Origin of the sequence: Candidatus Amarobacter glycogenicus (assembly GCF_016704105.1) — a bacterium.
Classification (GTDB): Bacteria; Chloroflexota; Dehalococcoidia; order Tepidiformales; family Tepidiformaceae; genus Amarobacter; species Amarobacter glycogenicus.
This window is the reverse complement of record NZ_JADJAT010000002.1, coordinates 446,627-468,853: the sequence shown is the minus strand read 5'-3', so window position 1 is coordinate 468,853 and position 22,227 is coordinate 446,627. Positions and strand designations below refer to the sequence as shown.

Genomic DNA, 22,227 nt, shown 5'->3' with positions numbered 1-22,227 from the left:
GGGCGGTTTACCAGTCGGCCTGCGCGAATCCGGCGAACCACGACTCGACGAACTTGCCGTCCTCGACCCGCCAGACCTGCACGAAACCGTGCTGGCGCCCGCGGTCGTCACCGATCACACCCACCCTGTCGCCGGCGGCGAGTGCCCGGTATGGCGCCACCGGTCCCGGCGGTAACGCCCCGTACTTGGCCTGGAGACGCTCGGCGTGTTCCTCAGCTGTGACCTCGAACGTCCCGGCCGCTTCGTGCCGGATGAAGACAGGCCCGCACAGCTCCGGTGCCAACTCCGCGAAGCGGCGCCCGGCATACATCTCCTCGTACCAGCGGCGCAGGAGGGCCTTGTTCGCCTCGGGGTCGCCTTCGCCGATCGGCGGCGCACTGGGCCAGGCTACGGGCACGGCCGCCGAGACCCACGATTCGACCAGCCTCCCCCCGGCGACGCGGTAGGCCTGCACGCTGCTGACTGGCCCCTGCTGGCCGTCTCGCGTCCAGGTGACGAACGCCATGTCGTCTTCGGCGAAGGCGACCTGGTCGAACCTGACCGGTCCGGGGTTCCGCGCCCGGATCTCCCGCGCGTATTCCTCGGCAGTGACCACGCGGGTGCCATTGGGCTCATGACGGGTGTACCGGGGTCCGGCGAACTCGGGGACGCGGTCCCAGTCCGCCCGAGCCCAGACGAGGTCGTTCCACGCCTGAAACACGCGCAGCGTGTCTTCGACCGTCATCGGTCCCTCTCCATTCCAGGCGGCTCCAGCGTCGCCGTCGCCTCCGGCACGAGCAGCGCCTCCTCGAGCGTCGCGAGACATCCCTCGGCGACGCCGATGCCGAGGGCGTAGTCGCGCACCGAGCCGTACTCCGCCCGAACGCCTTCCAGGAGGGTGAGCATCGCCTCGGCACCCGGGGGATCGCCTGCGGCCTGCATGGCCATGACCCGTCTGCCCCGTTGCGCAAGCTCGGCGCCTTCGCCGCCCTGTGCCGCGAGGGCTGCCAACAAGTCTCGGAAGTTCTCCGGGTCGTAATAGCGGGCTGACAGTGCGAAGTCGGCGGCGATGTCGGATTCCAAGACACCGAGGACGCCGAGGACGATGGCGGCGAACATGCCCGTCCGGTCCTTGCCCTGCGAGCAGTGAAATACTGCCGGGAGACTCGACTCGCCGGCCAACGCGTCGATCCCGGCCTTCAACTGCGCTCGCGCACTTGGGTGGCGCATGTACGAGAGGCTTGCCTCCGGCCACCTGGCAAGCAGGTCCTGGTCCACCCATTCCGGTTCGAACGCCAACGGCCAGTAGGAACGTGCTTCCCGGGAGAGCGTGCCGACCAGCAGCCTGATTGACGAGCCGCTGCGGAAGTCGATTACCGTCGAGATCCCGAGCGCTCGCACCCTCTCCATGTCCGCGGGCGTCATCAGCGAGGGGTCCCCGCTGCGGAAGAGTGTCCGCCAGCGGGTGGTGCGGCCATCCGCAGTCCGGTATCCGCCGAGGTCGCGGAAGTTCGTGCAGCCTTCCAAAGAGAGGTGTCGTTTCGGGACTCCTGTGGTCATGGGGAGCCGTCGGTTCTCGCCATCTGGCGCATCACCCCGGCCATGTCCATGTCGATCCAGATGCGCCGCATGAGTCCGCGCTCGACCTCCACGGTGCTCGTGCCGTGGAACTCCACGCGGTTGCCGGAGGCCGGGATGCCCGCCCAGTCCGCCAGGTGCGTCCCGGTGCCGCGCCAGCGCAGCACGGCGATGTCGCCGTCGCAGGTGAGGGAGAGCGTTTCGCGGTGCCAGTCGGGGAAGGCGCGCAGCGAACCCTGCATGCTCGCCAACTGGCCCTCGCGCGACGTCTGCGTTTGCTGCCCGTTGACCCAGACCTCCGCATTCGCGGCGATGCAGGCGGCGTAGGCGTCGACGTCGCCTGCGTTCTCAGCGTCGACCAGTCGCCGGACGAGCTGGAGGTTCGCCTCGCGGCGCAACGCGCCCATGATGTCAGGCTGGAAGATCTGCACCTCAAGGAAGTGACGTTCGCGGACCTTCATGACCGAACAGCCGGTGACGTCCAGTCGCATCCCTGTCGGCTCGATGCCGAACCACGGGCCGGTGTGCGTCGCCGTGTAGTGGTGCACAAAGGCAATGGTGTCGTCACCGATCACCTCCGTGAGGTACTCACGCCGGTAGTCGGGGAAGGCCGCATAGAACGTCGCGTCGAGCTGCTTCAACGCTGCCCGCCCGCGGAGCGGGGTTCCGGTGAAGACCACGTCTTCGGCATACATCGCACTGATCGCCTCGGCGTCGTGCGCCTGGTCGGCAGCTTTGAACTTCTCCCAAAGGTTGCGAGTCTCTTGAATAGACATGGTTCCTCCTTACGTTGCCGAGGCCTTATCGCCCTCCAGCTGCGGCAGCAGCTGGCTCAGCGTGTCGTTCGACCACAGCTCCACGAACTTCCCGTCGCGCACACGCCGCATCTCCATCCCCCAGACCTCGAATTGGCGCCCCGAGGCCGAGATCGCGCGGTCTGCCAGGCGAAGGTCGCCGGTGTGGGTACCCCGCATCACGTAGCGGCAGAAGATGCGGTCGCCCTCGACCGTCACGTCCGTTAGGTCTTGAGTTGCGTCGGGCCACGCTCGGTACACCGCCTCGGCGAGCTGCCGCCACCGCTCGGCCGTCATCTCCACGCCGTTCCGAACGAACGCGGGGGCGTACAGTTCGAGGATGAAGCCCATGTCTTTCGGTGACTTGTTCGAGTCCTCGAAGATGCGCTGGAGCATCGCGCGGGCGGGGGGACCCGGATCTGCGGGATTGGGCAAGCCGAGCTGTTCGAACATCTTCGCTCCGACCGCCTCCTGGTTGACGACGACCGACTCCGCTATCAAGTCGTCTTTCACGCGGAAGAAACTGGAGGGTTCAAGGTCGATGGCGCGGTTAGTGGCTGGCCCGCCCAAGAAAGGGCCGGTATGGGTCGCTCGAATCCGAGAGACACACGCAAAGCCGTCTTCGCCGATTACGACGCGGTTGAACTCGCGCTGCCAATCGGGAAATGCGACGCGATAGGCGGTCTCGACCTCAAGCATGTCCCTCCCGCCGAACGCTGTCCGCTTCCCCTCTTCCGAATAGAGCGACACGGTGGCTTCCGGGTCGAGCCAGCGCTCGTTGCTTGCCGCCTTGAAGGCTTCGAAGACCGCGCGGGTCTCTTCGATGGACATGTCACGTCTCCAGTCTGTCGGGGTCGGCGAGCGGCGGGCGCCGTTTGTGCCAGTCGGTGGCCTGCTCATAGGCGTGACCGGCGGCGATGAGCGTCTCCTCGGCCAGGTGGCGCCCGACGAGTTGCAGGCTGGCCGGCATCCCGTCCTGGGTGAACCCGCAGGAACAGAAATCGTCGGGCTCCCGGAGAGGTCGAACGGCACCGTGAAGCGCATGGAGCGAGCAAGCACTTCCGGGCTCGGCTCGGTGCCAATCGGCGGCGTGGCCAGGCCAACCGTGGGAGTTAGAAGGACATCGACGCTCTCGAACAGGTGTGCGAGTTCGCCGGCAAGACGCAATCGGGCTCGGGCCAGGCGTACACCGTAGCCGGGAGCGCCGGCCCCCAGCATTCCGCGGTGGAGGGACCGGGCGTCCGCGTTTTCCGGGAAGAGCCCGCGTGGCGCGCCGCTTCCCCCGCGATCGCCGCCGTCTCCCGGGCATCGTTGGCAGGCCTGACCGGGATGACTTGCGCGCCAAGGTCTGACCCTCGCCTGGCCGACCCCGGACCTCCGGTCGAGACCGTCGGTATTCCAACGCTCGTCGATGCCGATCCGAGCCCGCGCAGTCCGCCCGGACAGCCGACCGGTAGTCCGGAACGGGCGCCTGCAGGCGGTCGGTCGCGACTGTCAGCGCCCGCGATCGCGGTCGGACGGTCGCGCATCGGCCACGGTGCGACACTCGGACCGACGTGGTCGAGGAGCCGAGCGGAAGACGCCGGCGCAGACCCCCCCCGGGCGTCGCAACCCCACGAGCGGTGGAACTCTCCTCCCCCCAGCCCCCGCCCCCGACGCCCTTCCGCGGCCCGGTGATGATCGAACCCCCCCCGCCAGTGCCAGGATGACGGCGCCCGCGGCCCCAGCGCCCCCGGTCGACGGGTTGCGCCGGCGCCGCGCAAGTGGCCGCCCCGTGGGGGGACCCTGATATCGCAGAGGTCTCACCGCACCGCACCCAGAAGCGGGCCCGGCGCCCGCCCTACCTGCGCCCTTGCTGCCACCGCCCGCGCCCGCCGCCCCCCATCAGCGCCCCCCGCGGGGTTCCGTGCGCGATGCTGCCCGCCGAGCCAGTGTCGTTGCTGTCCGTCTGAACGGGGTTGCCCCCTCCGTCGGCGGACACCGTTCGCCCCCCCCAGTCGCCCCCGGGTCGGGTCGCCGAGTGTCTCGCCCCTGCCGTGGCGAAATCTCCCAGATCGCGTCGTCCGCTTGGCGTCTCCGCCTGCCACTCAGGTTTCGTTCGCCTTTCCAAGCTCCACTCCAGCCGGGGATCGGCCGGGTCGCCGAAGACCCACATTTCAGCCAGGGACCCATCTTCGACGCGGAAGACGCTGGAACCCTCCCATTCGACCAGGCGGCCGTTCGAAGCGAGGTAGCCCGAACAGCGCCAGTGGTGGACGAGGAAGTTGTCGTCGGCCAACTCTCTGACGATTTCGCGCCGGCAGTCCGGAAGGGCGCTCAGAAGGGGCCTGTCGGCTGCCTTCGCCTGCTCCAGCGTCGGCGTCGCCTTGCCGACGTGGATGACAAAGCCGGGAGCGGGGATTTCCCAGAACGCCGGGTCCCGCGCGTTCCAGAGGTCGTTGAACCTCCGGCCGAGTTCGAGGTTCTTTTCCCGATTGGTTGCCATTGCTTACCTCCTGAATGGTGAAGTCTCGGTCGCGGATCTGTGGGTCGAATCCGCGAGGTCCGCGAGCGTCGTCATCCCCGATTCCCCCTTCGGATTCACTTCGCCTTCGGTGCCGCTTTGCCGGCAGCTTCTTCCAGCTGGCGGTGGCGCAGGACCATCCGCTCGAACGACTCCGCGGAACCGGCCAGGATGTAGAGTTGCTCTCCCCGGATCCCTTCGATCACCGCCTGCGCGACCGTCGACGGCTCCATCACGCCCGGCATCGACGACATCGCCAGGGGCGGCACGGGCATCGCCGCGTCACGCATGATCCGCGAACGCTCCCGCTCGGAATGGATGCCCATGTCCGTGTTCACCCAGGTGGGGCAGAGGACGGACGCTCTCAAAGCGGCGCCCTCTGCCTTCAGTTCGGCGGCGAGGCTTTCTGTGATCGCAACGACCGCATGTTTTGAGGCCGAATAAGGGGCCATCCCTGCCACACCCGGGTTCAGTCCCGCGCTCGACGCAGTATTCAGGATCTGACCCTCCTGACCGCCCTCGCGCATCCTCGGCACGAACGCATGGATGCCGTGGATCACCCCGAAGAGGTTGATATTCAGCAACCAGCGCCATGTCTCGGGGGAGTGTTCCCATGCGCGGTCCGTCGTGACGGTACCGACCCCCGCGTTGTTGCAGAGCACATGCACGGCCCCCCACTCCTGGTAGACACGCTCGGCGAGCGCCTCGACGGACGCGGCATCCGCGACATCCGTCTGGTGTGCGAGTACCGTCGCTCCCGCGCTCCGCAGCCGTTCGGCGGCCGCATCGAGCGAAGGTTGATGGACATCGGCCAGCGCCACGCGCATCCCTTCACGCGCGAAACGCTCCGCCAGCGCGAACCCAATTCCATTGGCTGCTCCAGTAACAGCCGCCACTCTCCCCCTGAACTCCTGCATGCCAGACACCTCCCTTCGGTCGTTCTCGATTGGGTCGCTTCCTATTTCGGGGTGCGGACGGCGACGACCCCCATGACCACGAGAAGGACACCAACCACCCGAAGAAGGCTGATCTCTCGTTCGATGGCGCCGAACGCCCCGATCTCGTCCATGACCAGCGAACCGAGCACCTGGCCAAGTGCACCACTCGCGACGTAGAAGACCAGGCTCACGCGCACCAGCAGCCAGGTGATGAGGAGGAGGGTGGCAACCGAGACTATGCCGCTGGAGAGGTAGTACCAGGAGATCCCCCGCACCGACATGAGGGCCAAGGAGCCAAAGACCAACGCCACCAGCCACATCGCCGCCGGCCGGTCTAGCGGACGGGGAAAGCCGGGACGGTGGCCTCGCATCGCCGAGATGGCGAGCACGACCGCGACGCCGCAGACCAGCGTGACCATGTGCAGCCAGGTCGCCTCTTCGCCCCCGCGCTTCCTGCCAACGGCCGCGATCACCGCCACGGAGTAGGACCCCAGCGCCCCATAGGTGATGCCAAGCGCAATGAACGGCAAGTCCCGGGCAATCCTCAACGCGGCGGCCCGCGCGTCCCTCATCTCAGGCCACCCTCACCAGGATGACGCCAACGCCGACCAGGGCGAGGCCCCCCAGTCGCGGGGCGGTAACGGCTCGCCGTGCTGTCCCGAACACCCCGAAGTGGTCGAAGGCGAGGGCGCTGGCACAACTTCCCAACGTAAACGTCGAAACGTAGAGCGCGAGCCCGAGGTCGGCGATGAGGCGCGGGGCGAGCACAAGCCAGATCGAAACGACGCCGGCGAGGCCAACCCACCTGGGAAGCCCGCGAATGGTCAGCCACAGGACTGCCCCGCAGAGAAGCACCAGCCCGGAGAAGGCAAATGCAGTGTCCAGAGGCGCCGAGAGCTTCGTCTGTCCCTCGTCGAGGGCGATCAACAACAGCAGGGCGGCGAGGATCGGGGCGGCGCCCAGCGGCATGATCAGCGACGCCTCCCGGCCGCCTCTTTGCCGGCTGGCAGCGCCCACAATTGCCGACTGCACCGTCCCAAACAGGCCATAGGCGAACGTCAGCGCAAGGCTAATACCAACATCCACGAAGCTGCCTCCGCCCACTCAAGGGGGCGAAAATCTACGTCTGCGGCATGATTCGGCAGAGCGTTTGGGGCAGCCCCGTCATCACCCTCAGAAGAGTGACGCGAAGGGCACCGTTCAGCCGGGCGGTACCCTAGCGGATTCCCCCATCTTTTCAACAGATAGTCGTTCGCTAATGGAGACGGAGATGCTGCCGCCCTCGATCGTCTCCGGGGCGTCCCACTGAACCGCTGTTGGTGTGGCGTCGGGCGCGCGCGATACTGGACCAGTGGTTCGACCGAAAGCGAGTGTGACCCAGTCGCCCGTGTGGGGCATGGCCATCGTCGCCCTCGTGCTGGGCACCTTGACTGCCGTACTTGCTCCCCTTCTCAGCGAGGGCCAGGTCACCAACGTCGCGCTGCTCTACCTGTTCGTGACGCTCGCAGCCGCAGCCCTCTGGGGGCTCCGGGTCGGACTTGTGACCGCCGTCATCGCCGACTTGCTCGTCAACTTCTTCTTCATCCCGCCCCTGCACCGGTTCACCGTCCAACGAGCTGAGCATGCCGTGACCCTCTTCCTCTTCCTGGCCTTCGCGGTCGTCGGAGCGGCGATGCTTTCCAGGTTCCGGGCCCAGGTCATACGAGCGAACGCGCGCAACGCCGAAACAGACGTGCTGCTCGAGGTTTCGCGGCAACTCGCACGCGAGCCAAACACTCGCGTTGCCATGGACAAGCTGTGCGGAGTGATCGGGCGTTCGCTGGGGGCCAGGGGATGCTCCATTATCCTGGCGGACCCCCTCGAAGTCGTCGGCGCGACGCTCGACTCCGTGTCTGCGGCTTCTCCCCGGCGCGACGAAGCAGCAGTCGTGAGCGAAGCGATCCGTTCCCGCCAGCTGGTCCGCCTGAACGGCCGGGGCCGTCCCGGAGCATCGCCCGCCGGCGCGCCCATGACCTTCGTCCCGCTCGCGGGAACCACCCCGGGCGTCCTCAGACTGGTCGGACCGTTCACTCCCCCCGCGGGCGTCGAGTCGTCGAAGCTCCTCGGTGCCCTGGCCGATGAAGCCAGCCTGGCGCTCGACCGCGTCATCCTCGCTCGCGAAGCCATGCGCGCGGAAGCGCTGGAACGGTCCGAGGAGATGAAGTCGACGCTTCTCTCGAGCGTTTCGCACGACCTGCGGTCGCCACTGACGGCGATAAAGGCCGCCGTCTCCAGCCTTCGCGACAGCACCGTCGCGTGGTCGAAGGGCGACACAGAAGCGTTCCTGGAGACAATCGAGTCACAGGCGGACCGCCTTTCGAGGACCGTCGGCAACCTCCTGGAGATGAGCCGGCTGGAGGCCGGAGTCACCGTCCGTTTCGAGGCCGTCGAGGTAGGCCCGTTGCTCGAAGAGGTCGCGCTCGCCACCGCAGCGGCAACCGTCGGCCGGGCACTTACGACGGCATCAGCGCCGGGTTTGTGGGTTCGCGCGGACTACGCCCTCGCCCTCCAGGCGATCACCAACCTCGTTGAAAATGCGGCGAAATACTCGACACCTGGCGCGCCGATAGCCATCGAAGCGGCCTCCCGACCGGGCCGCGTCTCCATTCGGGTCTCCGATAAAGGACCGGGTATCCCCGTGGACGACCTGCCCCACATCTTCGAGAAGTTCTATCGTGGCTCGAAGACAGGCACGGCAAAGGGGAGCGGCCTTGGCCTCGCACTGGTGAAGGCGATGGTTGAGGCGTGTGGAGGGACAGTCAGCGTGGCATCCTCCCCTGCGGGTTCCGTTTTCGAAGTCGAACTCACCGCCGCAAGAGCGCCCGGCCAATGAGCGGCCTCCGCGTCCTCGTGGTCGATGATGACGTCGCCATTCTTCGCGCCGTCCGGCGCGGTTTGGAAGCGCATGGGTATCGTGTGGATGTCTTGCAGTCCGGTGCCGAGGTGCTCACCGAATTTCGACGGTCCAGGCCGGACGTCATCCTCCTCGACCTCCTCTTGCCCGATGCCGACGGCGTCGATATCTGCCGGGCGATTCGTGCGGAAGCGAACGTCCCGGTGATCGTCCTCAGCGCCGTCGGCGACGATCGCCGCAAAGTGCAGGCGCTCGATGAAGGCGCCGATGACTACCTGGTCAAGCCGTTCAGCATGGCGGAACTCGAAGCGCGCATTCGCGCCGCCATTCGGCGGACGACGCCATCAGCCTCGGAGACGCTCTCTGCCGGGTCGATTGAGATGGACGTCACGCGCCGCCGGGTCGCTGTCGCCGGCGCGGAGGTGCACCTGACTCCCCGCGAATATGACCTGCTGCGCCTGCTCCTGGCCTATCCCGGCCGCCTCCTCACCCAGCGGCACCTGCTTGCCACGGTCTGGGGACCCGAGTTCCAGGACGACACGCATATCCTTCGGACGTTCATTCATCAGCTGCGCAACAAGCTCTCGATGGCGTCGCCGGAGGTCGGGGCGATGATCGTCAACGATCCCGGCGTGGGCTATCGGATCGAAGTGCCCCGGGACGAACCCCCCTGATCCCGTCAGGAGATCGTTCCACGGGAACGTGACACCCAGGCCCGTCCGGTTGCCGATCTGACTGCCATCGCCGCTCCGCGGGGCGCAGTTCCACACCAACGCCAGGATGAGGGCGCTACCGCGGGCGAAAAAGCTGACACTTCCCGAACGCCGCCGGCGCTTTTCAGAGACGCACCCCGTACCGGTGCAAAGGTACGCTGTGCCCATGGTCACGCATCTCGTTTATAAGGAAGAGCACTACGCCAACCCGGCAGCATGCGTTGAACGTATCCGCCGGTGCCTGGGTCTCGGCTGGATCCTCACCCAGATTCGCGGGCCCGCTAGCGGACCGTTCCTGGCCCTCTACCAGATCGAGATGGAGGACACCCCTTGACCAACGTCCTTCTCATCGATGACGAAGCACCAATCGCCGATGTGCTCGCCCGTTCGCTTCGCGCGCACGGCAACACTGTGCGCGTCGCGTTCACAGGCATGGACGGCCTGCTCGCGCTCACCGAAGAAGTGCCCGACGTGATCCTGCTCGACATCAGCCTGCCGGACATCACCGGCTGGGAGCTTCTTCGCCGCCTCTCTCCTCTCGATCGCCAGAGAGTGCCGGTCATCGCCTACTCCGCATCGCCGCTGGCGCCCGCCAGGGTCGCGGAATTCAAACCGGCGGGCGTACTGACCAAACCCTTTCCGATCGGTGCACTGGTGCGCCTCGTCGATGAAGTGACTTCAAAGGACCACCGCGATGGCTGACCTCGCCTTCCTCATACTGGGAATTGGCTCATTCGCCATCTTCTCCCTCAGCGCCGAATTCCTCAGAAGGATCTGAACCCATGAATGCCGAGAACCTCGCGGCCCTCATCATCAGCGTCGTCATCGGCGCCTACGTCCTCTATTGCCTCTTCCGCCCCGAAGACCTGTGACGAGAAGGACGAATGACGCTCTCTGACACCTCCTTCTTGATCGTGTACGTCGCGGTCCTCGTTGCCATCGCCAGGCCGCTCGGGCTCTTCATGATGGCTGTCTACGAGGGCCGGCGGACGCTTCTTCATCCCGTGATCCGGCCCCTCGAGGCCGGGATCTACCGCGTCGCCGGCATCGACGAAAGGCGCGAGCAGGGCTGGCGAGCCTACCTTTTCGCCCTGCTCGGATTCAACCTCGCCGGATTCCTGCTTCTCTACTTCATCCTGCGCGTCCAGGGCTCGTTGCCGCTGAACCCGGAGAACCTGCCGGGCATGAAGCCGAGTCTCGCGTTTAACGCCGCGGTCAGCTTCACAACGAACACCAACTGGCAGTCCTACGGCGGCGAAACGACCGCCAGCTACTTCTCCCAGATGGTCGGGTTCACCTTCCAGAACTTCGTTTCCGCCGCCGTCGGCATGGCGGTCCTCGTCGCCCTCATTCGGGGACTCTCGCGGCACTCGGCCAACACCGTGGGAAACTTCTGGGTCGACCTCACGAGGGGGACGCTCTACATCCTCCTGCCGATGTCCTTCATCTTCGCCCTCTTCCTCGTCTCTCAGGGCGTCATCCAGAACTTCGACTCCTACAGGTCGGTAACCACCGTCGAAGGCGCCGAGCAGGTCCTCGCCATGGGCCCGGCTGCATCCCAGGTAGCCATCAAACAGCTGGGAACCAATGGCGGTGGGTTCTTCAACGCGAACTCGGCAGTGCCCTTCGAAAACCCAACTGCGTGGACGAACCTGCTCGAAATGCTGGCCATCCTGATCATCCCTGCCGGACTCGTCTACATGTACGGCAAGATGGTGGGTTCCACGCGCCACGGCTGGATCGTCTTCGGCGTGATGACGACCTGGCTGGTGATCATGGCCGTCGTTGTGAACGTCGCCGAACAGTCTGGCAACTCGAACCTCGCGGACGCCGGCATGACCCAGAACGCAGGCGACGGCCAGCCGGGCGGCAACATGGAAGGCAAGGAAGTCCGTTTCGGCATCGGCCAGTCCACGCTCTGGGCCAACGCCACCACGCTCGCCTCCAACGGCTCAGTCAACAGCATGCATGACTCCTACACGCCGCTCGGCGGGCTTGTGCCGATGGTCAACATGCTTACGAGCGAAGTCATCTTCGGCGGCGTGGGCTCCGGCATGTACGGCATGGTCATCTACATCATCCTCGCCGTGTTCATCGCCGGGCTTATGGTCGGGCGCACGCCGGAATACCTCGGCAAGAAGATCGAAGCGCGCGAAATGAAGGCCGTCATGCTTGGCGTCCTCGCCTTCTCCCTCGTCCTTCTGACCTGGACCGCCGTGGGCGCCGTTAACTCCTTCGGCACTGACACAACCAATAACCTCGGACCACACGGCTTCTCCGAGATCTTCTACGCCTTCACTTCAGGCGCCGCCAACAACGGCTCGGCGTTCGCGGGCCTGGGCGTAAACGGCACCTTCTACAACGTGGGCATCGGTGTTTGCATGCTCGTCGGGCGCTTCCTCTTCATCGTCCCGGTGATGGTGATAGCGGGCAGCATGGCCGCCAAGAAGCGTGTCGCCCCCGGCCCTGGGACCTTCCCTACGGACGGTCTCGTCTTCGGGGGCCTGCTGTTCGGCGTCATCGTTATCGTCGGCCTCCTCACCTTCTTCCCGGCCATCTCCCTCGGTCCCGTCGTGGAGCACTTCATGCTCCGCGATGGCCTACTGTCCTGAACGAAAGGTAGTCACGCAAATGGCTGTCGTAGCCGTCGAAAAGCGCAAGAAGGCGAACGTCTGGACTCGGGAAATCCTTTCCCGCGCCATTCGTGATTCCCTCCTCAAGCTCGACCCTCGGACCCTCTACAGGAACCCGATCATGCTTATCGTCGAGCTCGGCGCCGCCCTGACATCGGTCCTCTATCTCCGTGACCTCGTAAATGGCGAGCCTTTCGACACCCTGCGGTTCGAGGCCCAGATCGCGATCTGGCTCTGGTTTACCGTGATCTTCGCGAACTTCGCCGAAGCTATCGCCGAGGGGCGCGGCAAAGCCCAGGCCGCCACGCTCCGGAAGACACGGACGCAGACAACCGCGCAGCGCGTGAAGGCCGATGGCACGCTCGAGACCGTCCCCTCTTCCGCACTCCGGAAGGGCGATATCGTCGTCGTCGGCCTGAACGAACTGATCCCGGGCGATGGCGATGTCGTGGAGGGGATCGCCTACGTCAACGAAGCTGCCATTACCGGTGAGTCGGCGCCCGTCCTGAAAGAACCCGGGACCGATATCCGGAGCTCCGTCACCGGCGGCACCACGGTCGTTAGCGACGAACTCCGGATCCGCATCACCGCCAACCCCGGTGAGACCTTCCTCGACCGAATGATTGGGCTTGTTGAAGGCGCGTCGCGGCAGAAGACCCCGAATGAAATCGCCCTGAACATCCTCCTGGCTGGCCTCACCTTCATCTTCTTGATGGTCACGGTGACGCTCCAGCCGTTCGCGAACTACGCGGGCAACCTCATTTCGGTCGTTGTGCTCGTGGCCCTCCTGGTGTGTCTCATCCCGACTACCATCGGCGGATTGCTCTCCGCCATCGGCATCGCCGGGATGGACCGCCTCGTGCAACGAAACGTGCTGGCGATGTCCGGGCGGGCGGTTGAAGCAGCCGGGGACATCGACACCCTTCTTCTCGACAAGACAGGCACCATCACCTTCGGGAACCGGCTCGCGGCGGAGTTCATCGCGCTGGATGAACAGGGCAACGGACGTCTCATCGAGGCAGCCGTCAGGTCGTCACTTCTGGATACAACGCCGGAGGGCCGGTCGATCCTCGATTTGGCGAAATCGCAGGGCTTCGGCAGCCTCGTCGCGACGCTCGATGTCAGCGAAGGGGACTTCGTCCCGTTTGCCGCCGAGACCCGGATGAGCGGCATCCGGAGGGACGGCCGGGCAACGATGAAAGGGGCGGCCGATGCCGTCGTCGCCGCGACCGGCAGGCCCGCACCAGCCGCTTACACCGCTGCCGTGCAGCGCATCTCGAGTGAAGGCGGTACGCCGTTGGGCGTGATCGATGATGGCGAGATCCTCGGACTCGTCTACCTCAAGGACACCGTCAAGCCTGGCATGGCGGCCCGCTTCGAAGAGCTCCGAAGGATGGGCATCCGCACCATCATGGTCACCGGCGACAACCCCCTCACGGCCGCCACCATCGCCAGGGAAGCCGGTGTAGATGACTTCATCGCCCAGGCCAGGCCGGAGGACAAGATCGCACGCATCCGCGAAGAGCAGGCGCAGGGCCGCCTCGTCGCGATGACTGGCGATGGCACCAACGATGCGCCCGCCCTCGCCCAGGCCGATGTCGGTGTCGCGATGAACAGTGGCACTCAGGCGGCCAAAGAGGCCGGCAACATGGTCGACCTTGATAGCGACCCGACGAAGCTCATCGAAATCGTGGGGATCGGCAAGCAGTTGCTGATGACCCGTGGCGCCCTGACGACGTTCAGCATCGCCAACGACGTGGCGAAGTACTTCGCCATCCTCCCGGCAGCGTTCGTCGTCTCCTACCCGGTGCTCGATACGCTCAACATCATGCGCCTCGAGAGCCCCGAGAGTGCCATCCTCTCCGCCATCATCTTCAACGCCCTCGTCATCATCGCCCTTGTCCCGCTGGCCCTCCGCGGTGTGGCCTACAAGCCGATCGGCGCAGGCCCCCTGCTGGCCCGCAACGCCCTCATATACGGTCTCGGCGGCATCGCCGTCCCGTTCATCGGGATCAAACTCATCGACATGTTCGTCAACCTGGCCCACCTGGCCTGAGGCACAAGCACATGGAAAACGCACTCCGGGATATCCGCCGCGAACTCCGGCCGTTGTTCGCCATCACAGTCCTCCTCCTCCTCCTCACTTCGGTTGCATATCCCCTCGCCGTGACCGGGATCGGACAGGCCGTGTTCAACCGCCAGGCGAACGGCAGCTTCATCGAAGTCAACGGACGACCGGTAGGTTCCAGTCTCGTCGGCCAGAGCTTCACCGGAGACCAGTATTTCCAGGGCCGCCCTTCGGCCGCGGGGGCCGGTTACGACGCAGCGAGTTCGAGTGGCTCGAATCTCGGGCCAACCAGCGCGAAGTTCATCGAAGGGAGCGAGGATGATCCCGCCACAGCCGAAGTGGATGAGTCCTTCGCCGGGATCGCCCAGCGCGTCGCCGCCTTCCGCGAATCCAACGGTCTCGCAGCTGACGCCACCCTGCCCGCGGATTCCGTCACCGCTTCTGGCAGCGGCCTCGACCCCCACATCTCGCCGGCGACAGCACGCTTGCAGGTCGCCCGCGTAGCCGCGGCACGCGGTACGTCCGAAGCCGCCGTGCGCCAGCTACTCGATGCCTTCACGGAGGACGCCTTCCTCGGATTCATCGGTCAGCCGCGGGTGAACGTCCTGAAACTCAACATTGCCATGGACGAGAGGTTCCCGCTCCAGCCATGAGAGACCCAGAAGACCTTCGACCTGACCCCGAGACGCTCCTGCGAATTGCTCAACGCCAGGAGCGGGCGTCCAGCCGCGGCCGCCTGAGGGTCTACCTCGGCGCGGCGCCCGGAGTCGGGAAGACCTATGCCATGCTCCAGGAAGGACAGCGACGCAGAAAACGCGGGACGGACGTGGTTGTGGGGTTCGTAGAGACACACTCCCGACCACTGACGGCCGAGGCCCTGGAGGGCCTCGAAGTCGTGCCCCGCAAGTCGATCGTGTACCAGGGTGTGACTCTCGAGGAGATGGACCCCGAACGAGTCATCGCCCGGCGCCCTCAGGTCGTCCTCGTCGATGAACTCGCGCACACCAATGCACCGGGTTCGAAACACGAAAAGCGCTGGGAAGACGTCGAGGACATCCTGGAGGCCGGGATCACGGTCATCACCACCGTGAACATCCAGCATCTCGAGAGCCTGAACGATGTTGTCGCCGGGATCACGGGCATCCGCGTGCGGGAAACGGTGCCGGACCGCGTGGTCGATGAAGCGGACGAGGTCGAGATCGTCGACATCTCGCCCGAAGCGCTCAGATCCCGGATGAGGCACGGGAACATCTACCCGCCCGAACAGGCCGCCCGCGCGCTCGAGAGCTTCTTCCAACCCGGGAATCTCGCGGCCCTGAGGGACCTGGCGCTGCGCCGCGTCACGAGCGAAGTCGAAGGTCGGCTCACCGAATACATGCAGGAGCACGGCCTCCGCGGATGGGAGACCAGCGAACGCGTCCTGGTGCTCCTCGATAACTCGCCGGAGTCTGAGCACGCTCTGCGGCGCGCCTGGCGAATGGCCCACGCCTACAACGGCGACCTACTCGCCGCTTACCCGTCCTACCTCAAGAAAGAGTCCGGGATGATTCACATCCTGACCGTTGCCCAGGACCTCAACGCCGTCCTCAAAGAACTCCCCGGTGACGACGTGATGTCGGGACTGTCCCGGGTCATACTCGAACAGAACATCATTCACGTGGTCCTCCTGCATGTGCCAAGGCGATCCTGGAGCCTCGGTCGCGGTCTCGCCGACCGCCTCCTCGAGGTGCATCCCCAGATCGATGTCCACCTTGTTTCGAAGCGGTAGAAGCGCGAGCGGACGACGACGGCGGGTGATGGCCGGTGGCCGGCGCGTATCGCCTCAAGGCGCCGGAGCCAGCGTTTGAAACCCTCGCGCAAAGCTTGAATCGCGCCAGCCGGCTCGCTGAGCGAACGCGAAGGTGGACTGACACCGTTCTCGAACGATATCGTGTCAGTCCACCTTGCCGCGGCAATTGAGGCGCCCCCGTAGCTCAGCGGATAGAGCAGTGGTTTCCTAAACCATGTGCGCAGGTTCGATTCCCGCCGGGGGTACCACCCAACCGCAACGCCAACCCCTACCCGACTCCGGAACCGCCGTCCACCGGCAGCGAGATCCCCGTGATGAACTTCGCTTCGTCCGAGTGCAGAAAGAGCGCCGCATAGGCGATGTCCCAGCCCGTGCCCATCTTTCGCCCGAGCGGCACCTGCCGGTCCCGATCCGCGATGACCTGGTCCCGCGGTGTCCCGGCCAGCACCCGCGGTTCGATCGCCATCGGCGTGTTCATCAGCCCGGGCAAGATCGTGTTCGCCCTGATGCCGTAGCGAGTGTTCGCCCCGGCGATGTTCTCGGTCAGCGCGATCACGGCGGCCTTCGTCGCCTTGTACCCCAGGTACGGGTAAGCGTGGCGGACCGCCATCGAGGAGATGTTCACGATCGAACCGGCCTCCTGCTTACGCATCACCGGGATGGCGTGCTTGCAGGCGAACCACATCCCCCGCAGGTTCACGTCCACGATCCGGTCGAACGCTTCCGCTTCCAGTTCGGTTGCCGGCGCATCGCCCAGTGCGAGACTCGCCCCAACGTTGTTGTGCAGGATGTCGATGCGCCCGTACGCGCTCGCACACGCCTCAATCGCTGCCCTCACCTGTGCCTCGGACACCACGTCGGCGACGAATGCCTGCGCCTCGCCGCCCTTCGCCCGGATCATCTCGACCGTGTCCACCGCCGACTTCTCGTCGCGGTCCACCACCAACACCTTCGCCCCTTCGGACGCGAGAAGCACCGCCGTCGCTCGTCCGTTGCCTATCGTCTCACCAGGCGTCTGTCCGGCGCCGAACACGATCGCCACTTTGTCCCTCACCCGGTCTGCCATCGAACTCAGCCTCCTCGGTTGTTCGCGAACTCTACCGGAGTGCGCGATGCCCGACGCAGCGTCCCGCTCCGGACATGTTGGAGGAGTCACCTTGAGGAGAGAGAAGATAGGGTGCCTCGGCCGCCCGGCGAATCTCTATCGCCCGGTTGAAACTCGGCAGAATTCAGGACGCCGCGGGTTCCCGGACCGGCGACATGATCGCTCGGACGACATCTTCCGCCGAGTAGCTGCCGTCGGCCTGCACTTCGAGCTGCTTGTAGAACCCGGTGTCTTTCCCAAGCGTGACAATGAACGGTTCTTCTCCGGTCCTCGTCGACTGGCCGTATCCGGCGGCGGAGCCAAGCCCGTTGCAAAGACAGACCTTCGCTTCGGCGTCGGCTGCGTTACCACCTTTTTTCACATAGGCGTCGACTGCTTCCGCGGGACACCGGAAGCCGACTCCGCCGCCTTCCGATTCATCCTTCTGGTACGCCTGGGTCAGGTGCCCGATGTTGCAGATGCGCTGGCGATTCTCGTAAACGGATAGCTCCGACAGGCTGCCTTCAAGCTGGACCACCTGGAAGGGGAAGCCCGAGGGCGATGCGGTCGCGCTCGTCTTCACTTCGAGCGAGTCGGTAGCGATTCGCTGCCTCAACTCGCGCTTGATGTCTTCTCGCAGCGCCGACTCGTTGCACAGCGCGAACGCCGACCCCACCTGCACGCCGGTCGCCCCCAGGCACTTCGCCTCGGCAAGCCGACCGGGGCTACCATACGAACCGGCGAGCCAGAACGGCTTGCCAATTTCAGCCAGCTTCTCCAGGTCGGGCCGGTCGCGCTCTCCGTAAATCGGCTGGCCGTCGTCCGCCAGAGTCTTCCCGCGGGCAGGGGCGTTGTGTCCGCCCGCGCTCGGCCCTTCCATCACGAAGCCATCGACTTCGACCGTCGCCGCGAGCCGCATCGCCAGGGCATGGTGCGAAGCGATGAGCAGGAACTTCGGGCGCTTGAGGCACTTCCCCGCGGGCACGAACTCCCTCGGGTCGAGCTTCAGGGTCACTTTCTCGCTGCTGCCTTCAACGTCCATCCGGTAGCTAGCCGGTTCGTTGCGCGCGAAACTCGCGAGGACGGCCGGGACCTGGTGCGGGATCCCGGCGCCGACGAGCACGTAGTCGACGCCCGCCATCATCGCCCCAAGCAACACTGGGAGATGCATCAGCTGGACTTTTTCGAGCACGTTGATCCCGATGGGCCCGCTGTGCCCCTCTTTGGCGAGCCACACTTCCACAAAGGCCGAGGCAACCGCCAGCTTCGTCATCTTCGATTTTGTCGCTTTGCTGCCGTTGACCAGGACCTCGGGCTTCGGCGGTAGCTTCCGCCGGCCGCGAGCCTTGGATGGGTCGCGTACCGCGTACTGGTCCATGATCTCGCTGGCAGCTTCTGGATCGAAGGCGTTCAATGCCCGCGCGACATCCTTGTCCCCCGCCTGTAAACGGTCCACAAGGATGACCGGGAGGCCGGTCCCCGAGACCACGCCGAGCACGTTCGCTCCCAGGCGCTGACCGGCCATGGCAACGGCCCGCGCCAACCGCCAGCTCGAAACTCCGACGCCCATCCCTCCCTGGATCAGTTCAGGCAGGCGGGGTGAGTTCGTTGGACGTTGTCGCATTGTTTCTATGGTAAGGCAGCCTCGGGCTAGCGTCAGTGCGTCCGCCTACACGCCTGCGCCGGGCGCACGCACCAATCCCGTTGCCGGCCGTCAAATCCGGTAGAACCGTGCTGCCGTCCCGTAGAACATCGCGTCCTTTTCCTCTTCCCGGAAGCCGGCCGCGATCCGCTTGAACGCGTTCCAGAGCACTGCATAACTCACGCTCACTTTGTCCACCGGGAAGTTGCTCTCGAACATGCACCGCTCCGGCCCGAACCGGTCGATCGTGTACTCATAGTAATGCCGTGTCGCATCCACCAGCTCCTGAGAAGTTGGCGGCGCCGGCCGCTTGTCCCAGCCGAATCCGTTCAGCGGCATGTTCAGTCCCCCGAGCTTCGCCACCACGTTCGGGCACTTCGCCAGGTCATTGATCGCTGGCTTCCACTGGTCGAAGACCTCTTTCTGTTTTCCCGCGAACGGCCCAATGCCAAGCGGCCCTCCGAAGTGATCGAGCACGATCGGCGTCTCCGGGAACGCGCGCGCCAGGTCGGTGAGCTCCGGGATCTGCGGGTGGTAGAGCCACGCTTCAAAGGTCAGTCCCAGGCGCCCAAGGTGCGCGTACCCCTCCCGGAACTTCGCGTCCATCAGGAGGCCCTCCGGTGGGTTCGTGTGCGAGTTCCGGATGTCCGCGCTGGCGTGCCACCCGGCAGCGTGCCGGATCCCACGAAACCGGTTCGCGCTCGCGTCGATGTGCGCCGTCAGTACTGGTGCGACCGCGTCGCCGAGTGCGAGGTCCGCGAACCCGATGATCCCCGCGCACGCTCGCATCGGTCCATACCCGCCGCTCGCACTCATCGCAGCCACGCCCTGCACGAACTCCGTCTCGCCAACTGGCCGCATCGCCTCGGAGCCGTCCGCCCGGTACATCGAAAGGCACTCGATGAAGACGGTGCTGACGATGTTATGGCCGCTACCGGTGTCCGCCAGGAGCTCATCCAGCAGGTAGCGGTTGCCGCCCCGGTCCCAGAGGTGGTGGTGGGGGTCACAGATCCTGCGTCCCGGTTCCAGCGTCTCTTCCTGGACCTGGTTGAGCCAATCAGTTGAGTCGGGCATCGATGTCCTCCAGCGTTCCGCGAAGCCTACGCACCTTGCTCGCTGCATCTCAACCGGCGTAGCCTCGGTGCGTCAGCTGAGGCGCCCCGCTCGCGAAGGATTTCCACGAGACCGGGTTTCTCTGTCGCGAAAGGATGCGCCGTGCCAGACCTCGAAGCCGAACTCGGACTGCGTGACAGGGTCGCAATCGTCACCGGCGGTGGTGCAGCCGGCGATGGCATCGGCAACGGCCGGGCCGCCGCCATGCTCCTCGCTCGCGCCGGCGCCAGCGTCTTCGTTGTCGACCGCAAGCTCGAACTCGCCGAGCGCACGGTCGAGATGATCCTGGCCGAAGGCGGACAGGCCGCCGCCTTCGCGGCCGATGTCACCGACGAGGCAGCCTGCCGGATCCTCGTAGAGGCCGCCGTCGCCCGCTTTGGACGCCTCGACCTGCTTGATAACAACGTGGGAATCGGGAGCCGGGGCAGCGTCGTCGAGGAGTCTGCCGATGCCTGGCGCCGTGTGATGCAGGTGAACGTCGAGAGCATGTTCCTCGTCTCGAAGTACGCCATCCCCGCGATGGTCGCTTCCGGTGGCGGCGGGGCAATCGTCAACGTCGCCTCCATTTCCGCCCTTCGTCCGCGCGGGCTGACCTCGTATTCGACCTCGAAAGGAGCCGTCATCGCCCTCACGAAGGCGATGGCTGTCGACCACGGTCCCCAGGGCATCCGCGTGAACTGTGTAGCCCCCGGTCCCGTCTACACGCCGATGGTCGGCGCCGGTGCGATGAGCCCCGAAGCCCGCGAGAACCGCCGGTCCGCTTCGCTCCTCGGCATCGAGGGCACCGGCTGGGATGTCGGCAACGCCGTCCGCTTCTTGCTTTCCGAACAGGCCCGGTACATCACCGGCCAGGTCCTCGTCGTCGATGGCGGCGCCACCCTTCGCGGCCCAGAGCGCGCGAACTGAGGTTCAGAACATGGCCCGAGTCCCTTATCTCGCGAAATCCGACCTGAAGCCCGAGGACCGCAGCCTGCTCACCCGCGAAATCAACCTGAATCGAGCCCTCGTCAATAGCCCCGAAGGCGCCCGCGCCTTCGGCACGCTTGGCGGGTTCATCCGCAACAAGAGCCGTCTCGACGGCCGTCTTCGTGAGCTTGCCATCCTCCAGGTTGGCTACCTTACCCGCTCAGAGTACGAATACTCCCATCACATCAAGATCGGGCGGGACTTCGGCGTCGGCGACGACGACATCCGTTCCATCGCGTCGGAGTCCGCCGGCGAGGTCTCCACGCTTGAGCCACTCGCCCGCGCGGTCCTGGCTGCCGCCCGCGAAGTGGTTACCAACCTCGCTATTTCCGCTTCGACGTTCTCGGAACTGGAAGCCGGCCTCGACTCGGAGTGCCTGACCGACCTCGTCATCACGATCGCCTTCTATTGCGGCGTCGTCCGTCTCCTCGAATCCCTCCAGATCGACGTCGAAGACGAATATCTCCACTACCTCGAAGAATTCCCACTCCCCATCTGACAGGTGGTCCGGCCGCCCCCTCCCGTGCCGCTCCGCCGACCATTCCCAAGGTTGACTAGCTTGCCTTCCGGCCTCCATGGCCGAAGTACTGCCGAGGCAGGTGTGCGGCTCTCTCCTCCCCCGTCTGTGCATGCGGCGCATCTATCCAGCAGGTCCCGTCGCGGGCCACATGTCCGTCCGAATCGAACGCACCCCGCAGCCCCTCCCGGGCCAGCCGCAGGTTCCTCGCCACCGACCCGGCGCTGTCGTCGAGCCGCCAGGGTGAGTTCTTGGAAAGGTCCGGCCGGATCACCCTGACCGGCATCTGGCTCGTGAGACATGCTTCGACCGCCCGCGTCGTTGCTGTGCTCAGGATGCTGAACGACTGCTTCAGCACCCCCGCTGCAGTCTTCGGCCGGGCAAGGTTCGCCGGCGGCGTCAGGTCGATCGCCAGGATTTCGGTTGCCCCCATCTCCATCGCCGTCGTCATGTCCACCGAGGCCGTCACACAGCCGTCCACAAACTGGTCTCCCCCGAGCACCACCGGTTCGAACACCCCGGGGATTGCGGTCGATGCGAGGATTGCGCTGCTCAACGGGCCCGACCGGAACACGTGCTTCTCGCCGCGCGTGAGGTTCGTCGCCACCACGGCCAGCTCGAGCCGGGCATCCTCGATGCTGTGGCCGCCCATGTGCTCCTCCACCAGTCGCGGCACGACGTCGTTCGTCGTCACGCTCAGCGGGTGAAACAGCCGAGCAGCCATCCGCGCCGGATGGAACTTCACCAGCGACAACCGGTCCAGCCCAAGCCAGATCTTCAGGAGTTCCTCCGGCCGGTCCGGGTGGAGTGCGATCCACGCGCCGTTGAGCGAGCCCACGCTCGTCCCGACAACGATTTCCGGCCGGAAACCGAGCTCGAAGGCGGCCTCAATGTACGTTGCCTGGATCACGCCGAGCGCGCCTCCGCCCCCGAGCACAAGCGCCGGCCGGTTCCCCCGCCTCGTCAAGTCCGTGATGTCTGGCATTTCAGGTCTCGCCATCATCTTCGGCAGGGGTG

23 protein-coding genes and 1 tRNA gene are annotated in these 22,227 nt (G+C 65.6%); 11 read left to right on the top strand and 13 right to left on the bottom strand.

Annotated elements, in window-relative coordinates; all coding sequences use genetic code 11:
- Positions 1-7: 7 nt before the first annotated feature.
- From IPG14_RS07080 to IPG14_RS07040, 9 genes are all read right to left on the bottom strand, one after another.
- Complete coding sequence (locus tag IPG14_RS07080; protein ID WP_343391324.1) at positions 8-724, bottom strand: nuclear transport factor 2 family protein; 717 nt, start codon at positions 722-724, stop codon at positions 8-10.
- Positions 721-1,539 carry a tyrosine-protein phosphatase gene (locus IPG14_RS07075; RefSeq protein WP_343391323.1) on the bottom strand — a complete coding sequence of 273 codons (819 nt, stop codon included), beginning with the start codon at positions 1,537-1,539 and terminating at the stop codon, positions 721-723. Before IPG14_RS07075 ends, IPG14_RS07080 begins: the two co-directional genes overlap by 4 nt.
- The gene (locus IPG14_RS07070; RefSeq protein WP_343391322.1) at positions 1,536-2,333 is read right to left on the bottom strand and encodes an ester cyclase; all 798 of its coding nucleotides are present in this window, start codon (positions 2,331-2,333) and stop codon (positions 1,536-1,538) included. Before IPG14_RS07070 ends, IPG14_RS07075 begins: the two co-directional genes overlap by 4 nt.
- A gap of 9 nt (positions 2,334-2,342) precedes the next feature.
- On the bottom strand, positions 2,343-3,182 hold the full coding sequence (locus IPG14_RS07065; RefSeq protein WP_343391321.1) for an ester cyclase: 840 nt from the start codon (positions 3,180-3,182) through the stop codon (positions 2,343-2,345).
- 1 nt (position 3,183) lies between these two features.
- Positions 3,184-3,321: a hypothetical protein gene (locus IPG14_RS07060; protein ID WP_343391320.1), complete on the bottom strand. Its 138-nt coding sequence runs from the start codon at positions 3,319-3,321 to the stop codon at positions 3,184-3,186.
- An 870-nt stretch (positions 3,322-4,191) separates the two neighbouring features.
- Positions 4,192-4,836, bottom strand: a complete 645-nt coding sequence (locus IPG14_RS07055) for a nuclear transport factor 2 family protein (RefSeq protein ID WP_343391319.1) — start codon at positions 4,834-4,836, stop codon at positions 4,192-4,194.
- Between the two features lie 95 nt (positions 4,837-4,931).
- Complete coding sequence (locus IPG14_RS07050) at positions 4,932-5,771, bottom strand: SDR family NAD(P)-dependent oxidoreductase (protein WP_343391318.1); 840 nt, start codon at positions 5,769-5,771, stop codon at positions 4,932-4,934.
- 41 nt (positions 5,772-5,812) lie between these two features.
- The gene (locus IPG14_RS07045) at positions 5,813-6,364 is read right to left on the bottom strand and encodes a DMT family transporter (RefSeq protein ID WP_343391317.1); all 552 of its coding nucleotides are present in this window, start codon (positions 6,362-6,364) and stop codon (positions 5,813-5,815) included.
- A gap of 1 nt (position 6,365) precedes the next feature.
- Positions 6,366-6,878 (bottom strand): DMT family transporter, encoded by a 513-nt coding sequence (locus IPG14_RS07040; protein WP_343391316.1) that lies wholly within the window; start codon positions 6,876-6,878, stop codon positions 6,366-6,368.
- A gap of 265 nt (positions 6,879-7,143) precedes the next feature.
- Here IPG14_RS07040 and IPG14_RS07035 point away from each other — a divergent pair, with 265 nt between their 5' ends.
- The 9 genes from IPG14_RS07035 (at position 7,144) to IPG14_RS06995 (ending at position 16,136) form a co-directional block, all read left to right on the top strand.
- Entirely contained in the window at positions 7,144-8,664 is a 1,521-nt protein-coding gene (locus IPG14_RS07035; protein WP_343391315.1) for an ATP-binding protein, read from the top strand.
- Complete coding sequence (locus IPG14_RS07030; RefSeq protein ID WP_343391314.1) at positions 8,661-9,359, top strand: response regulator transcription factor; 699 nt, start codon at positions 8,661-8,663, stop codon at positions 9,357-9,359. The genes IPG14_RS07035 and IPG14_RS07030 overlap by 4 nt, the downstream gene beginning before the upstream one ends.
- A gap of 205 nt (positions 9,360-9,564) precedes the next feature.
- Positions 9,565-9,732, top strand: a complete 168-nt coding sequence (locus IPG14_RS07025; RefSeq protein ID WP_343391313.1) for a hypothetical protein — start codon at positions 9,565-9,567, stop codon at positions 9,730-9,732.
- Complete coding sequence (locus IPG14_RS07020; protein WP_343384073.1) at positions 9,729-10,100, top strand: response regulator; 372 nt, start codon at positions 9,729-9,731, stop codon at positions 10,098-10,100. The genes IPG14_RS07025 and IPG14_RS07020 overlap by 4 nt, the downstream gene beginning before the upstream one ends.
- Positions 10,101-10,282: 182 nt before the next feature.
- Complete coding sequence (kdpA, locus tag IPG14_RS07015) at positions 10,283-12,010, top strand: potassium-transporting ATPase subunit KdpA (protein WP_343391312.1); 1,728 nt, start codon at positions 10,283-10,285, stop codon at positions 12,008-12,010.
- Positions 12,011-12,029: 19 nt separating this feature from the next.
- Positions 12,030-14,087, top strand: a complete 2,058-nt coding sequence (gene kdpB, locus IPG14_RS07010) for a potassium-transporting ATPase subunit KdpB (protein ID WP_343391311.1) — start codon at positions 12,030-12,032, stop codon at positions 14,085-14,087.
- Positions 14,088-14,098: 11 nt separating this feature from the next.
- A complete protein-coding gene (gene kdpC / locus IPG14_RS07005) occupies positions 14,099-14,752 on the top strand; it encodes a potassium-transporting ATPase subunit KdpC (protein WP_343391310.1) in 654 nt (217 codons plus the stop codon).
- Positions 14,749-15,867 carry a sensor histidine kinase KdpD gene (locus IPG14_RS07000; protein ID WP_343384077.1) on the top strand — a complete coding sequence of 373 codons (1,119 nt, stop codon included), beginning with the start codon at positions 14,749-14,751 and terminating at the stop codon, positions 15,865-15,867. Before kdpC ends, IPG14_RS07000 begins: the two co-directional genes overlap by 4 nt.
- 194 nt (positions 15,868-16,061) lie before the next feature.
- Positions 16,062-16,136: transfer RNA gene (locus IPG14_RS06995), tRNA-Arg, on the top strand.
- Positions 16,137-16,156: 20 nt separating this feature from the next.
- Here the strand turns inward: IPG14_RS06995 and IPG14_RS06990 are convergent.
- The 3 genes from IPG14_RS06990 to IPG14_RS06980 all read right to left on the bottom strand — a co-directional run bounded on the left by IPG14_RS06990 (position 16,157) and on the right by IPG14_RS06980 (position 19,688).
- Positions 16,157-16,954 (bottom strand): SDR family NAD(P)-dependent oxidoreductase, encoded by a 798-nt coding sequence (locus tag IPG14_RS06990; RefSeq protein WP_343391309.1) that lies wholly within the window; start codon positions 16,952-16,954, stop codon positions 16,157-16,159.
- A gap of 163 nt (positions 16,955-17,117) precedes the next feature.
- The gene (locus IPG14_RS06985) at positions 17,118-18,596 is read right to left on the bottom strand and encodes a nitronate monooxygenase (RefSeq protein WP_343384079.1); all 1,479 of its coding nucleotides are present in this window, start codon (positions 18,594-18,596) and stop codon (positions 17,118-17,120) included.
- Between the two features lie 90 nt (positions 18,597-18,686).
- Positions 18,687-19,688: an amidohydrolase family protein gene (locus tag IPG14_RS06980; RefSeq protein ID WP_343391308.1), complete on the bottom strand. Its 1,002-nt coding sequence runs from the start codon at positions 19,686-19,688 to the stop codon at positions 18,687-18,689.
- A 141-nt stretch (positions 19,689-19,829) separates the two neighbouring features.
- Between IPG14_RS06980 and IPG14_RS06975 the strand changes: the two genes are divergently transcribed.
- Together IPG14_RS06975 and IPG14_RS06970 are read left to right on the top strand one after the other, a co-directional pair.
- Positions 19,830-20,633, top strand: a complete 804-nt coding sequence (locus tag IPG14_RS06975) for an SDR family NAD(P)-dependent oxidoreductase (RefSeq protein WP_343391307.1) — start codon at positions 19,830-19,832, stop codon at positions 20,631-20,633.
- 10 nt (positions 20,634-20,643) lie between these two features.
- On the top strand, positions 20,644-21,192 hold the full coding sequence (locus IPG14_RS06970) for a carboxymuconolactone decarboxylase family protein (protein WP_343391306.1): 549 nt from the start codon (positions 20,644-20,646) through the stop codon (positions 21,190-21,192).
- A 55-nt stretch (positions 21,193-21,247) separates the two neighbouring features.
- Here IPG14_RS06970 and IPG14_RS06965 read toward each other — a convergent pair whose 3' ends face one another.
- Complete coding sequence (locus tag IPG14_RS06965) at positions 21,248-22,195, bottom strand: patatin-like phospholipase family protein (protein WP_343391305.1); 948 nt, start codon at positions 22,193-22,195, stop codon at positions 21,248-21,250.
- Positions 22,196-22,227: the final 32 nt, after the last annotated feature.